Raw genomic sequence first — 13,646 nt, 5'->3', positions numbered from 1 at the left:
ACGGGTGCGCGCGTTGATGGCGATTCGCCCGCTGGAGGGTCGGAACGTCCCGTAAGGGCATGGAGTTTATGATCTTGTCCTATGCGTCCCCACCTGCCGCTTCCCGCCCTCCTGCTCGCCTCGGCCGTCGCGCTCTCCGGCTGTACGGTGCTCCCCGAGCCCGGCTCCGGTGCGGTTGCGAACGCCCCCGGTCCGGCGAACGGGCCGGTGGCCCTGGCCTCGGTGGACGGGCTCGCGGTCAAGGGGCGGGCGCCGAAGACGGGTTACGCGCGCGAGCAGTTCGGCAAGGGCTGGCTGGACACGGACGGCAGCGGCTGCGGGACCCGCGAGGACATCCTCAAGCGGGACCTGGCCAAGGCCACCTTCAAGGACGGCTGCAAGGTGCTGACCGGGGTGCTGGAGCAAGACCCCTACACCGGCGCCCGCATCACGCACGAGCGGGGCCGCACCGGCGTGGACATCGACCACATCGTGGCCCTGTCGGACGCCTGGCAGAAAGGGGCCGGAGACTGGGACAAGGGCAAGCGGATCGCCTTCGCCAATGATCCGCTGAACCTTTTGGCGGTCGACGCGGCGGCCAACCGCAAGAAGGGGGACGGTGACGCGGCCACCTGGCTCCCGCCCGACCGCGGGTACCGCTGCCGCTACGTCGCGGCCCAGATCGCGGTGAAGCAGAAGTACGGCCTGTGGGTCACGGCCGGCGAGCGCGACGCGATGAAGCGGGTACTGGCCGTCTGCCCCGGGGAGCGCCTGCCGACCGGGGGGAACCCCACGCGCCCGCCGGAGAGGCTGCGCTGATTCCACCCCCTGGGTCGGGTCCCGGGCCGCCGCCGTTCGGGCAGGGCCCTGGACCACCCCCCTGCATCAGGTCCTGGGCCACCCGTGGGGCCGGGCCCGGACCACCCCCTGCATCAGGCCTTTGATCAGGCCTTTGATCAGCTCTTCTTCCAGTCCTGGCAGTCGGCGGTCTTGAAGAAGCCGTCCCCGGCGGCGATCGTCACGACGGCCTGGCCCTCGGGGTTGTCGTTGGCGATGATCGTCTCGATGCTGCCGGTCGCGTCCTTGGTGCGCTCCCAGTAGCAGCTGCCGTCTTCGGTGGAGCCGGCGGACTTGTAGGTGCCCGGGGCGACGTCGACGCCGACCTTGAGCATGCCGGCCTTGCCGGAGATCTCGGCCTTCGGCGTGCCCTTGGCCTTCGGGTCCACGAGCTGCCAGCCCTTGCAGCCCTCGGTCTTGAAGATCTTGTCGGTTGCGGCGATCGCAGCGTACGTGGAGCCGACGGCGTTGTCGTTGTCGATGATCGAATCGGCCTCGCCCTTGGAGTCCTTGGCGCGCTCCCAGTAGCAGTTGTCGTCGGCCGTGTTGCCCGTCGAGCGGTAGAGGCCCGGCTGGACGTCGGAGCCGACCTGGAAGGTGCCGCTGCCCTTGATGGCCGACTTCGCCTTGCCCGCGTCGGCGGCGGGGGCGCTGCTCTTCCCGGCCGGGGCGCTGCTCGCCGCTGCCGGCTTCGAGGCGCCCGCGGCGGCGCCCTTGTCGGTGGTGGTCTCGGCGCCGCTGCACGCGCTGAGGGCCACGAGGGCGATGGCCGCGCCGCAGCCCGTGAGGACCTTGTTGCGGGAGTTGCGGGCGATCCAACTGGTGTGCGTGGTCTGGGACATGTGTGGCTCCTGCCTGATCTGACGTCCTGGTCGGTGCGATCATCACAGCAGAGCTTGTGAACCGAGTCAACGAGTTTCTGAGAGATTGTTAAATTCACACTGTGAATGGGTCTCTCCTCTTTGCAGCGGTATGCTCGCGCACATGCCGGAGCAGAAGCCCCCCACCAAGGCCCCAGCCACCCCATCCACCCCTGACACCCCATCCGCCCCCGACGCCCCCACTCCCGACGCCGTCACTCCCGAAGCCACCGCCCCCGAAGTCACCGCCGCCGAAGTCACCGCCGCCGAGATCGCCCGCCTCGCGGGAGTCGGTCGCGCCGCCGTGAGCAACTGGCGCCGCCGGCACGCCGACTTCCCCCGCCCCGTCGGCGGCACCGAGACCAGCCCCTCCTTCGCGCTGACCGACGTCACCGACTGGCTCCGGGCCCAGGGCAAGCTCGCTGAAGTCCCGCTGCGCGAACGCGTCTGGCAGTACGTCGCCGCCCATCCCGGCGGTTCCGTGGCCGCGCTCGTCCAAGCCGGGAGCGCGCTGCTCCTCGTACGGGACCGGCCCATGGAGTGGCTGGAGGCCTCGGCCGTCTCCGACGCGCGGATGGTCACCCTGCTGGCGCCCGCCATCGACCGGGTGCTCGCCGTGCGGTTCGGGCCCGCGCACCCGCTCGGAGCCACCGGCCCCCTGCGGCCGGCCTCGGTGCCCTTCCTGCGGGCCGCCGCCGAGCTCGCCGCCGAACTCGGCACCAGGGGATCCTTCGAGTTCCTGCTCGGCCGCCACCTCGAAGCCAACCCCCGCCAGTACACGCTCACTCCCGACGGACTCGCCACCCTCATGGCCGCCCTCGCCGGGCCCGGTCCCGGTGCGGGCACCGGCTCCACCGGAGCGGCCGGCGCCGCGCCCTTCACGGTCCTGGACCCGGCCTGCGGTACCGGCACCCTGCTGCGGGCCGTCCCCGGAGCCACCACCCGCTACGCGCAGGACAGTTCGCCCGAGCTCGCCTCCCTCGCCGCCCTGCGCCTCGCCCTGCAGTCGGACGCGCCGGTCCGCGCGGCGGCCGCCGACAGCCTGCGCGCCGACGCCTTCGCGCGCCCCGCCGCCGAACCGGTCGACGCCGTGCTCTGCCACCCGCCGTTCAACGAACGCAACTGGGGCCACGAGGAGCTGGCCTACGACCCGCGCTGGGAGTACGGGCTGCCGGCCCGCGCCGAATCCGAACTCGCCTGGGTCCAGCACGCCCTGGCCCACCTGCGCGAGGGCGGCACCGCCGTCCTGCTCATGCCGCCCGCCGCCGCCGCCCGTCGCTCCGGCCGCCGCATCCGGGCCGACCTGCTGCGCCGGGGCGCGCTGCGGGCCGTCGTCGCGCTCCCCGCCGGCGCCGCGCCGCCGTACGGGATCCCGCTGCACCTGTGGGTGCTGCGCAGGCCCGTCCCGCACGCGGCGCCCCCCTCCGGGCTGCTCCTCGTGGACACCGCCGCACTCGCCGACGGGCCCGGTCCCGGGCAGGGACCCGGGCGGGCCGGGTGGGCCGCCGTGCACAGCGCGGTGGAGGAGGCCTGGACGGCGTACGAGCGCGGCGGCCCGGCCCCGGACGTCCCGGGCGTGCGCCGCGTGGTGCCCGTCGTGGACCTGCTCGACGACGACGTGGACCTGACCCCGGCCCGTCACCTGCCACCGCCCGCCGCGGGCGGCGGCGTGGCCGAGCTGACCGCCGTACGGGACCGGCTGGACTCGACGCTGACCCGCGCGGCCCGGCTCACCCCGCCGGCCCCGCCCGCCGGCTCCCCGGACCGGCCCGCCGCGGCGCCGGCCCGGCCGCCCATGACCACCGTCGGCGAACTCGCCCGCGCCGGAGCCCTGCTCCTGTACACGGGCACCGGCAGCGGCACCGGCCGGGCCCCCGTCCTGACCGAGTACGACGTGAGCGCCGGCACCGGACCCTCCGGCACCCTGGCCGCCGCCACGGAGCCGGCGCTGCTCACCGCACCCGGCGACGTGGTCGTCCCGCTCACCGGAGGCGCGGGCGTGGCCCGCGTGGTCGACGCGGCCACCGCCGGGGCGGCGCTCGGCCGGGGCCTGCAGCTGCTGCGGCCCGATCCGGCCGCGCTGGACCCCTGGTTCCTGGCCGGCTTCCTGCGCGCCACCGCCAACAACCGCCGCGCCAGCAGCCACGCCTCCACCACGACGCGGCTCGACGTGCGCCGCCTCGAACTGCCCCGGCTGCCACGGACCGAGCAGGAGGTCTACGGGGCGCGCTTCCGGGCGCTCGCCGAGTTCGAGGACGCCCTCAGGCTGGCCGCCCGGCTCGGGGAGCAGCTCGTGCAGGGGCTGTACGACGGGCTGTCGGACGGTACCGTCCGGCCGGAATGAGCGCGCGGCGGCCCGGCCGGGCTGCGACCGTACAACGGTTGAGCGCATCCCCTCACTCCCGGCCGGGAACGCTGTATACCCTCAGACCCGGAATCCTCCGCACGTCTCAGCCCCACTCAGCCCCACTCAGTCCTTCTCCGCCCCTCTCCGCCCTTCCTCCGCACGGCCCGTCAGGAGCAGCGATGCACGGCCCCGGCACCCCGCCGCCCCACGGCCACCAGCCCAGCACCGGGGGCGTGGTGGCGCTCCGCGTGCTGTTCGCGCTGCTGCCCATCCTGAGCTGCGGGTTCCTCGCCTGGGGGACGATGCTGCGGCTCGCGCTGGTGACCCGTAAAGCCCGGGACTGGTGGCTGTTCGGGGCCTCCGGCGCGGCCGAGGTCCTGTCGCTGGCGCTGATCGGCGCGGACCCCACGCCCGACGCCAGCGGCTGGCAGGGCAACGCGGGGGCCTTCGGCACGCTCCTGAACGGCCTCGTGGTGTGCATCTACTACCTCGTCGCCGAGATCCGGCACTTCGAGGCGCTCAAGGCGCAGCCCGCCGCGGCCGGCTGGTACCCGCCGCCCGCCTCCTCGTACGTACCGCCCCAGCAGCAGGCCGGGCCCGCCTACGGATACCCGCCGGTGGCCCAGACCGCCCCGCAGCAGCAGCCGCAGCACCAGCAGCAGCCGCAACAGCCCCAGCAGCCCGTCCCGCAGCAGGCCCCCGAGTCCGCGCCCGCCCCGACCCCGCCCCCGCGCATCGGGCAGGTCCGCGCCGAACTCGACGAGCTCAGCGAGCTCCTGCGCCGCCAGCAGCCGCCCCACAACGAGGGCCCCCGCCCGTGACGGACCGGCTCATCGGCGACCGCTACCAGCTCGCCACCATCCTCGGCCAGGGCGGCATGGGCCAGGTCTGGACGGCGTACGACCGGCGCCTGGACCGCCGCGTCGCGGTCAAACTCCTGCGCCCCGACAAGGTGGCCGGCCCCGGCTCCGTGGCCGAGGAGCTGCGCCGCCGCTTCGTGCGCGAATGCCGGGTCACCGCGCAGGTGGACCACCCCGGGCTGGTCACCGTCCACGACGCGGGCAGCGACGGCGACGAGCTCTATCTCGTCATGCAGTACGTCGAGGGCGCCGACCTCGCCGACCACCTCGCCGAGCACGACCCCTACCCGTGGCCCTGGGCGGTTTCGGTGATCGCGCAGCTGTGCTCGGTGCTGTCGGCCGTGCACGCGGTGCCGATCGTCCACCGGGACCTGAAGCCGCGCAACGTCATGGTCCGCCCCGACGGGACCGTGCTGGTCCTGGACCTCGGTGTCGCCTCCGTGATGGACACCGACACCACCCGCCTCACCAGCACCGGTTCACCGATCGGCAGCCCCGCGTACATGGCACCCGAACAGGCCATGGGTGGGGCCGTCGGCCCGCACACCGACCTCTACGCGCTCGGCGTGGTCCTGTACGAGCTGCTGTCCGGCAACGTCCCCTTCGCCGGCTCCACCGCGCTCGGGGTGCTCCACCGCCACCTGTACGAACCCCCGCTCCCGGTGCGCCAGTTGCGTCCCGAGGTCCCGCAGCAGCTGGAAGCCCTCCTGCTGAACCTGCTGGCCAAGGACCCGCAGGACCGGCCCGCCTCCGCGCAGGCGGTGTACGCGTCCCTCGCGCCCCTGCTGCCCCACCACGGCTCGGGCGCCCCCACCGGCCCCCTCGACCCGACCCGGCCCTTCCTGCGCCCGCAGGCCCCCTGGCCCGACCGCGCCACCGTGATCCCGCCCCGGCCGGCCACCCCGCCCCCGCCGGCGAGGCCGGACGTCCCGGCGGCCGTGGAGGAGGCCAAGAAGCTCCTCGACCAGGGCATGCTCACCCAGGCCGTGGACATCCTCGGCGGCATCCTCCCGGCGGCGGCCGAGCAGCACGGCGCGCACTCGCCGGTGGTCCGCTCCCTGCGCAAGCAGTACGCGGCCACGCTGATGGACGACGGCCAGTACCGCCGCGCCCTGCCCGAACTGCGCCGGCTCGCGGAGGAGTTCCCGGCCGGCGACCCGCAGTCCCTGCGCTTCCGCTACGACGCGGCCCAGTGCCTGGAACAGCTCGGCGAACCGGCGGCCGCCCTCGCCGAGTACCGCGCGCTGCTGCCGCTCTTCGAGAACCACTACGCGAACCCGGACCCGGGCCTCCCGCTGGAGGTCCGCCGCCGGATAGCGCACCTGCTGCTCTCCCTCGGCGACCGCCCGGCGGCCCACGACACCCTGGCCCGCCTCCTCTTCGACGCGGAGCGCCTGCACGGCCCGAACCACCCCTTCTCCGAGGAGGTCCGCCGCACCCTGCTCTGGCTGGGTCAGGTGCGCTGACGCTCCGGCCGGGGCAGGTCCGCCGCCGACGCCGGCCGGGGCAGGTCCGCCGACGCTGCGGCCGGGTCGGGCCGCCGAGGCCGTCGACGCCGCCGAACCCGCCGACGCGGCCGGCCCGTCGCGAGCGGGCCGGGCCGGCCGGGCAGTCCCAGCAGGGCGGCCAGGACCAGCAGGGCCGCCCCCGCGACCGCCGCGCCCGCCGCGAGGCCCGGGGGCCGGAAGGTGCACGTCAGGCTGGTGGTGCGGCCGTCCAGCGGGACCGAGACCAGGCCCAGCCGGCCGGCGGCCGGGCGGCCGTTGCAGGTCCAGCCCGCGATCGCGGGGGCGGCGAGCACCGCCGTGCCCGTGCTGCCCGGCGGGAGCACCGCGCGGACGCCCGAGGAGCCGACCCGTACGGACACCGCCGCCGTGGCGCGCAGCCGGGTGACGGCCTCCGCCAACAGGGAACGGTCCAGGCAGGACAGCTGCCCGTGCGCCGCCGGAGCCGCCTGCTCGAAGACCAGCGCCGAGGCCGGGCCGCGGGAGACCCCCAGGGGCTGCAGGGCGGCCCTGTTCCGCGGCGGGTTGGCGTTCAGCCGGAAGGCCGGTCCGTCCGCGAGGCGGGCCGTCCCGTTGTACTCCGGGGCCCACAGGAAGGCCTCCGTCCCCGCCCGGCAGACCCCGGGGGAGAGCGGATCCTCGTACACCCGCGCGCCCAGCAGCAGCTCCTGGTTGGCGAAGGGCGAGGCCCCGTACGCCGGTTCCGGGCCCCCCGGGCGGACGGTGACCAGCGGCGGGACCTCGGCCCGCGCCACCGTGCCGTCCGGCCGCAGCCGGGCGCCGACGGAGAACACGGCGTCCGTCACCGGGTTGTCCAGGCTCTGCACGTTGCGGCCGCGCGAGGTCCAGCCCGCCCCCAGGGCCACCATGGTCCGCGTGAACAGGTCCGGGGTGTGGCTGCTGTAGTACGCGCCGCCCTCCCCGCCCAGCAGCATCGGGTCGTTGCCGGTCAGCGCCGGCCGCCCGGCGTCCGTGCGGTACGCGGGCCAGCCCTCGGCGCCCCGCAGGGCCCCGGCGCGCGCGGTGTGCGCCGCGCCCCACACCGGGTAGTCGTCCAGGCCCGCCAGCTTGCCCCGCTGCCCGTGGGCGGTGGTCGCCGCCGCCTGGGCCAGCAGGACCAGCGCCAGCACGGCCGCCGCCGGCAGGACCAGGCGCGGGTGGCGCAGCGCCCACCAGGCGGCGCCCGCCAGGGCCAGGCCGCCGCCGAAGAGGGCGAGGCCCCACGGGGTCGAGAGCGTGCTCCCGCTCGCCGCGAGCAGTACGGCCGCCAGGACGGCGGCGCCGCCCGCCAGCGCCCACGGCCGGGGCGGACCGGCCGACAGCCCCGCCCAGGCGGCCATCACCACGATCCCGGCCAGCACGAAGGTCTGGCGGTACGGGCTGCCGTTGGGCGTCGCGAAGAGGTGCCAGGCCAGGTGGGTCGGTGTCCACTGGAAGGACAGCAGGACCAGCAGCACGAGCCCCGTCCACACCAGCCGCTCCCGCCCCGCCACCGCCCGGTGGAAGGGCAGGGCCGCCGCGAGCAGCAGGGTCCCGGTGCCGATGAACAGGGCGGGGGAGGAGAAGGAGTAGGTGGCGGGCAGCACCCGGGCCAGCAGGTCCTCGGTCGCCACCGGCCGGAACGGCTTGAACCACCCCGGGTAGGCCTGCTTCGAGCTGAGGAAGAGGGGGACGAGCACCGGCGCCGACAGGGCGACGCCCAGCGTGGTGGTCAGGGCCGCCCGCAGGAGGACCCGTAGCCGATCCCTCGCGCCCTCCCTCGCGAGCAGCAGCCGGACCAGCAGCACCAGGACCGCGCCCAGCGTCGCCATGTAGGCGGTGTAGAAGTTCGCCGTCCAGCAGAGCGCCACCACCACGACGGCCGCCACCGGCCGGCGCGAGCGCAGCGCCCACTCACCCGTCAGACACAGCAGCGGGAAGGCGATCAGGCCGTCCAGCCACATCGGGTTGTAGGAGGCCTCGATCACCGACCAGCCGCACAGCGCGTACGAGGCCCCGAGCAGCCCCGCCGCCCACGCCGGCCCGCGCCGCTGGGTGCGCAGCAGCCAGGCCATCGCCGCCGCGGCGGCCGCCGTCTTGAGCACGGTGACCACGTACACCGCGAGGTCGATGTCCTGGCGCGGGAACAGCCCCACCAAGGCCGCGAACGGGCTGGCCAGGTAGGTCCCGAAGTCGGGCAGGAAGCTGGTCCCGTACCCGGACTGCCAGTTCAGCAGCAGCCCGCCCCCGGCGCGCCCGTGCAGCAGGTCCCACAGGTGCGCGTGGAAGGGCACGAACTGATTGCCGAGGTCGTTGATGCTGCGGTGGCGCGGACCGTACGGGAAGACGCGCGCCACGGCGTCTCCGGCGCACACGGCCACCACCGTGACAAGGGCGGCGAGCGCCGAGCCGGACAGACCGGGGCGGCGCGGGGAGCGGTGCGGTGTCGACATGGTGGGCCGACCCTGGCACTCCCGGTGGGCCGAAGGGTGGCCATCGGTGGACGCGAACCCCAACACCCCCGGAATCGTTGGTCGAACCGGTGGCTCTGATCACCTCGACTGCATAACATCGATCACCGCACGGCCCTTGTGCACCGAAGCACAATCTCCCGGCCCTGGAGGCTCCTTTGCACCGTCGCACAGCGCTCTCCGTTTCCGCCGCCCTGCTCCTGGCGGCCCCTCTGCTGTCCGCGTGCTCGGGCGAAGCCCGCCCCGGCACCGCGGCCGTGATCGGCGGCGAACGGATCACCACCTCCGCGCTCCAGGCCCAGGTGAACGACGTCCGCACCGCACAGAACCGCTCCGAACACGCGGCCGAGCTCATCGCGGCCGTCCCTCAGCTCGACCGGGTCAAGCTCAGCACGATGCTGCAGAGCCGGATCCTCGACCGGATGGCGAAGGACGCCGACGTCACCGTCACCCCCAAGGAGCTCCAGGAGGCCCGCAAGGCCTACGACGAGGGCAACCGCGGGGCCGCGGCGTTCGAGGAGGCGATCCTGCAGAAGGCCGCCGTCGCCCCCGACCAGATCGAACGCTGGGTCCGTGACCAGGTGCTCTTCGAGAAGCTCAACGCGAAGTACGGCGAGGGCAAGCTCGCCGAGCCCGCCGCGAAGGCCGCGGCCGGCCTCGGCATCGAGGTCAACCCGCGCTACGGCGTCTGGGACCCCCAGCGGGTCACCCTCGGCGAGCACACCACCCCGTGGATCACCCAGGTCACCCGGCCCGAGCAGCCGCCGGCCGGCGCCTAGGCCGACGGCCCGGGCGGTCCCGCCGGGAGGTAGGTTCGGAGGGTGACTGACGACGTGTCCTCCGAGCCCACCGGCCGCATCGTGCTGCTGACCACGAGCCACCGGGTCGCCCCCGGCATGCTGTCCTGGCCCGCCTGGCAGACCCTGCACGCCGCGGACCGGGTGCTGTGCGCCGACCCGGGCCACGTCCAGCTCCCCTACCTCCGCGAGGCGGGCGTCGACGTGGCCCTGGAGACCCCCGACGCCCAGGCGCTGATCGAGGAGTGCGCCGGCGGCCATACGGTCGTCGTCCTCCTCAGCGGCGAGGGCGACCGGCGGCTCACCGACGGGCTGGCCCGCTTCGCCGGCTCGGGCCGCGTCGCCGTACCGGACCTGGAGCTGCTGCCGGGCTCGTACGACCTGCCGGGCGCACGCCTGCTCGACCTCGTCCAGGTCATGGACCGGGTCCGGCGCGAATGCCCCTGGACCTCGGAGCAGACCCACGAGGGACTGGCGAAGTACGCCATCGAAGAGGCCTACGAGCTGGTCGAGGCCATCGAGGCCGGGGACCGCGAAGAACTGCGCGAGGAGCTCGGCGACGTCCTGCTCCAGGTGGTCTTCCACGCGCGCATCGCGGAGGAGGGCGGCCCCGGTGAAGAGGACGAACCGTTCTCCATCGACGACGTGGCGGGAGCCCTCGTCGAGAAGCTGATCCACCGGCACCCGCACGTCTTCGGCGACGCGACCGCGGAAACCCCGGAGGACGTGCACGCACACTGGCAGCGCACCAAGCAGGTGGAGAAGCAGCGGGAGTCGGTGACCGACGGGATCCCGCTCGGCCAGCCCGGTCTCGCGCTCGCGGCCAAGCTGGCGGGCCGCGCCCGTGCGGGGGCGGTGCCCGTGGAACTGCCCCGCGGGGAGGGCGTCGGATACGAACTGCTGGATCTGGCGGCGCGCGCCGAGGCGGCGGGGACCGACCCCGAGACCGCACTGCGCGCGGCGGCCCGGACCTACCGGGAGGCCATCCGTACGGCCGAGGGCGTCGGCGAGTAGCCGTTGCTTTGATCATCAAGTGATCTCAGCAACCCCGGCGTTTCCGCCGGGATGGTCCGTAGCGGTGTCACCAGAGTGCGAGTTGCGCGCCGGCGTCCTGTTGACGGTCTCCCGTTTCCTTCCCTGCCCGGGGGCTGGGGATTGTGCCACCTGCCCGCCCCGTCCCGGCCTTGCGGCGCGGGAGGGTGGTACGGGTCTTGCGGTCGGCTCCACGGGGTTTCGGCTCCGCCTCGGCGGGGTCCAGGTCTCCGGCCACTCCGGTACCTGTCGTGCGGGCCGCGAGGGCGACCAGATTATGTCCCGCGTTCGCGTCCCGGTCAAGGACCAGGCCGCAGTTGTTGCACTCGAAGACGCGCATGCTGAGGGGCAGCTTGGCTTTCACCACACCGCAGCGGGAGCAGATCTTCGAGGAGGGGTACCAGCGGTCGGCCACGATGAGTCGCGTGCCGTGCCGACGGGTCTTGTAGGTGAGCTGGCGTCGGATCTCGCCGAACGCGGCGTCCGTCATGCGGCGGGACAGGCGGCGGTTGCGGCCCATGCCGGCGACGTTGAGGTCTTCGACGACGATCGTGCCGTACTGGCAGGCGAGGCGGGTCGTCATCTTGTGGAGGGTGTCCTCGCGGAGGTTCGCGACCCGGTGATGGATCTTGTTCCGAGCCTGGTTGGCCTTCTCCCAGCGCTTCGACGCCTTCTGCCCGGTGTGCCGGTCGGGGCCGCGCCGGCGGGAGGAGATCCGACTGGCGCGGCGCAGCTGTTTTTGTACGCGGTCGAGGTGGCGTGGGTTGGGTTCCTCGCTGAGGACACCATCGCTGTCCGCGAGGACGGCCAGCGTTTTGATGCCGAGGTCGATACCGACCGCCGTGTCCGGACGGGCCACTTTCACCGGTTGGTGCTTCTGCTCGACCTGGAGGGAAACGAACCAGCGGCCCCTGTCCAGGCATGCGGTCGCTGACAGGATCCGCATGTCCCCCGTGTCGATGAGGGCCCGCAGGTCAGCCCGGTTCTCGTGGAGGCGGACGGTGCCGATCCTGGGCAGGGTAACGTGCCGGCCGTCAGGCTCGATGCGGATCGTGCCAGTGGTGAACCGGCAGGTCAGGCGTGCTTTCCGTTTCGATTTGAAGCGGGGGATACCCATCTTGGGGCCCCTGCGCTTACCGCTCTTCGACCTCGCGTAGTTGTCGAACGCCGCCGATGCGTTGGCCAGGCCGGTGTTGTACGCCTCCTTGGAGTTCTCCTCCCACCAGCAGGTGAAGCGCGCGTTGGTGCGCTTGTCCTCGTTGAACGCCTTCCGCAGCGAGGGCAGCGACCATGATCGCCACGGAGTCAGCTCGTCCTCGGGGATGCCGTACGACTGCTCGGCCTTGCGCTGCCACCACACGGCGGTGATGTGTGCGACCGCCCAGTTATACGCGGTCCGCGCCCCACCTCCGTGCGAGTACAGGTGACGGTTGGTCGTGGCATTCGGGTCTAGCGCGATCTTGTGTGCGAGGACGGTGAAGCCCGGACGTGGCTCGAACGTCTTCATCCGGCCGTCTCCAGGCCGGTGGCGGTCCACGCGGTCTGATCGTGCGCACGGTTGCGTGCCGCCCACTCGGAAAGCTTCACCATGTCAGGTTATTCACTGAAGATATGAGATATCTACTGAAAGAAATAGGAACTGTTGTTCAGTTCTCGTCGCGCTGGGAAGCGTCCGCCGCTCAGTGTTCCCGGGGCGCCCGGCCCGACGGGTTGTGCCAGTGCGGGTCGGGGCGGTTCAGGAACCACTCGCCGAAGCCCATCGGGCGGCTTCCGTCCTCGTGGCTCTTGCCACTGGCAGGTACGGAGTCGTAGAAAATCCGGTCGGGGCGCGCGCCGAGCCCTTCCAGGAGGTGCGAGGTCTCCCGGATGAACTGCGGCGGACCGCTGAGGTAGACGTCCTGGTCGGGCCAGAGCCCGCGGTTGCTGAGCGCGGTCGCCAGCCGGTCGGTGGCCTGGTTGCGGTGCTGGCCGGGGGCGGGGGTGATGTAGGTGACGCTCAGCCAGCCGAGGCAGGCCGCGTACTCGTCGATGAGCGGGCGGTCGTAGAGGTGGGCGGCGTCGCGTGCGACCACGAAGAGCCGTACGTCCTGATCGGGAGGGTGTTCCGCCAGGTCCTCCAGCATGGCGCGGACCGGGGCCCAGCCGGTGCCGGCGGCTATGAAGCTGACCGGTCGGTCCTCGCGGCGGAAGGTCATCTGCCCGCCGGCCGCGCCGAGCCGCAGCACGTCCCCGGGCTGCGTCTCACGGATCAGGGCGGTGCTGAGGCGGCCGCCCTCGATCCGGCTCACGTGCAGGTCGAGCGTTCCGTCGGCGCGTGGCGCGTTGCCCAGGGAGTAGGTGCGCCAGGTCGTCGGCACCCGGTCGCTGCTCACGCTCGTGTACTGGCCGGGGAGATGGGGGAAGGGGATCTGCGGGCGGAGGGTGAGGACGCCGATGTCCTGCCCGTACAGCAGGTGGCGTACGACTTCCGCGTCCCACCAGGGTGGGTCGTCGCTGGCGGCGGCGCCGGCCATCATCGCGTCGGCGATCACCTGGTACGCCTCTGACCAGGCCTTTTCTGCCTGGTGATGCCAGGCGGACCCGGAGGCCTCGGCGAGCGCGGCGATGAGGCTGGCGCCCACGGCCGCGTAGTGCTCGGGTCCCGCCAGGAACTTGCGGTGGTCGCGGCCGAGGTCGCGGAGATAGGGGACGAGCGTTTCGTTCTCCAGGTGGGCGATCACATGCGTGAGCGCGGCGAAGAGCCGGTCCCGCTGTCGTTCCATGTCTTCGGAAGAGGCCGGGAAGAGATCACGGACTCCGGGGTTGTGCCAGAACAGGTGGGTGTAGAAGAACTTGACCGCATGCTCGGCCCGTCTCTCCACCACCGCGAAGCTGCTTTTCAAGATCCTCACATCCACAAAACCGAAAGTAGGAACGCCGGGGAACGTGAGGTCAAGCCAGAGCCGATCTACGGACAGCCGCGATAAATAGCCCATATGG

General features: G+C 73.2%; 10 protein-coding genes. 6 read left to right on the top strand and 4 right to left on the bottom strand.

The features are described from left to right. Positions 1 to 81: 81 nt before the first annotated feature. Positions 82 to 798 (top strand): HNH endonuclease family protein, encoded by a 717-nt coding sequence (locus tag AC3IYI_RS15930; RefSeq protein ID WP_489410794.1) that lies wholly within the window; start codon positions 82 to 84, stop codon positions 796 to 798. Positions 799 to 935: 137 nt separating this feature from the next. Here AC3IYI_RS15930 and AC3IYI_RS15925 read toward each other — a convergent pair whose 3' ends face one another. Further along, the gene (locus AC3IYI_RS15925; protein WP_489410793.1) at positions 936 to 1,658 is read right to left on the bottom strand and encodes an Rv1352/Rv1906c domain-containing protein; all 723 of its coding nucleotides are present in this window, start codon (positions 1,656 to 1,658) and stop codon (positions 936 to 938) included. 142 nt (positions 1,659 to 1,800) lie between these two features. On the opposite strand from AC3IYI_RS15925, the gene AC3IYI_RS15920 reads away from it, so the two are divergent. The 3 genes from AC3IYI_RS15920 (at position 1,801) to AC3IYI_RS15910 (ending at position 6,349) form a co-directional block, all read left to right on the top strand. Further along, positions 1,801 to 4,020, top strand: coding sequence for an N-6 DNA methylase (locus tag AC3IYI_RS15920; protein ID WP_489410792.1), 2,220 nt, complete (start codon positions 1,801 to 1,803; stop codon positions 4,018 to 4,020). 182 nt (positions 4,021 to 4,202) lie between these two features. Then, a complete protein-coding gene (locus AC3IYI_RS15915) occupies positions 4,203 to 4,844 on the top strand; it encodes a hypothetical protein (RefSeq protein ID WP_489410791.1) in 642 nt (213 codons plus the stop codon). A gap of 56 nt (positions 4,845 to 4,900) precedes the next feature. Continuing rightward, positions 4,901 to 6,349 carry a protein kinase domain-containing protein gene (locus tag AC3IYI_RS15910; protein ID WP_489411550.1) on the top strand — a complete coding sequence of 483 codons (1,449 nt, stop codon included), beginning with the start codon at positions 4,901 to 4,903 and terminating at the stop codon, positions 6,347 to 6,349. Here the strand turns inward: AC3IYI_RS15910 and AC3IYI_RS15905 are convergent. Then, the gene (locus AC3IYI_RS15905) at positions 6,337 to 8,820 is read right to left on the bottom strand and encodes a YfhO family protein (RefSeq protein ID WP_489410790.1); all 2,484 of its coding nucleotides are present in this window, start codon (positions 8,818 to 8,820) and stop codon (positions 6,337 to 6,339) included. The genes AC3IYI_RS15910 and AC3IYI_RS15905 overlap by 13 nt on opposite strands. 176 nt (positions 8,821 to 8,996) lie before the next feature. Here AC3IYI_RS15905 and AC3IYI_RS15900 point away from each other — a divergent pair, with 176 nt between their 5' ends. Both AC3IYI_RS15900 and AC3IYI_RS15895 read left to right on the top strand, forming a co-directional pair. After that, positions 8,997 to 9,617: a SurA N-terminal domain-containing protein gene (locus AC3IYI_RS15900; RefSeq protein ID WP_489410789.1), complete on the top strand. Its 621-nt coding sequence runs from the start codon at positions 8,997 to 8,999 to the stop codon at positions 9,615 to 9,617. Between the two features lie 42 nt (positions 9,618 to 9,659). Next, positions 9,660 to 10,649 (top strand): nucleoside triphosphate pyrophosphohydrolase, encoded by a 990-nt coding sequence (locus AC3IYI_RS15895; protein ID WP_489410788.1) that lies wholly within the window; start codon positions 9,660 to 9,662, stop codon positions 10,647 to 10,649. A gap of 67 nt (positions 10,650 to 10,716) precedes the next feature. On the opposite strand, the gene tnpB is transcribed toward AC3IYI_RS15895, so the two are convergent. Both tnpB and AC3IYI_RS15885 read right to left on the bottom strand, forming a co-directional pair. After that, positions 10,717 to 12,174, bottom strand: coding sequence for an IS607 family element RNA-guided endonuclease TnpB (gene tnpB / locus AC3IYI_RS15890; RefSeq protein WP_489410787.1), 1,458 nt, complete (start codon positions 12,172 to 12,174; stop codon positions 10,717 to 10,719). A gap of 172 nt (positions 12,175 to 12,346) precedes the next feature. Further along, positions 12,347 to 13,531, bottom strand: a complete 1,185-nt coding sequence (locus AC3IYI_RS15885; RefSeq protein WP_489410786.1) for a globin domain-containing protein — start codon at positions 13,529 to 13,531, stop codon at positions 12,347 to 12,349. Between the last annotated feature and the right edge of the window lie 115 nt (positions 13,532 to 13,646).

The organism is Streptomyces sp. GL_148 (genome assembly GCF_057834205.1).
This window is presented reverse-complemented; position numbering and strand designations above follow the sequence as displayed.

Coding starts and splice junctions, on each gene's coding strand:
- AC3IYI_RS15925 (WP_489410793.1), bottom strand. CDS start 1,658: ATGTCCCAGACCACGCACACCAGTTGGATCGCCCGCAACTCCCGCAAC.
- AC3IYI_RS15910 (WP_489411550.1), top strand. CDS start 4,901: ATGGGCCAGGTCTGGACGGCGTACGACCGGCGCCTGGACCGCCGCGTC.
- AC3IYI_RS15930 (WP_489410794.1), top strand. CDS start 82: ATGCGTCCCCACCTGCCGCTTCCCGCCCTCCTGCTCGCCTCGGCCGTC.
- AC3IYI_RS15905 (WP_489410790.1), bottom strand. CDS start 8,820: ATGTCGACACCGCACCGCTCCCCGCGCCGCCCCGGTCTGTCCGGCTCG.
- tnpB (WP_489410787.1), bottom strand. CDS start 12,174: ATGAAGACGTTCGAGCCACGTCCGGGCTTCACCGTCCTCGCACACAAG.
- AC3IYI_RS15915 (WP_489410791.1), top strand. CDS start 4,203: ATGCACGGCCCCGGCACCCCGCCGCCCCACGGCCACCAGCCCAGCACC.
- AC3IYI_RS15920 (WP_489410792.1), top strand. CDS start 1,801: ATGCCGGAGCAGAAGCCCCCCACCAAGGCCCCAGCCACCCCATCCACC.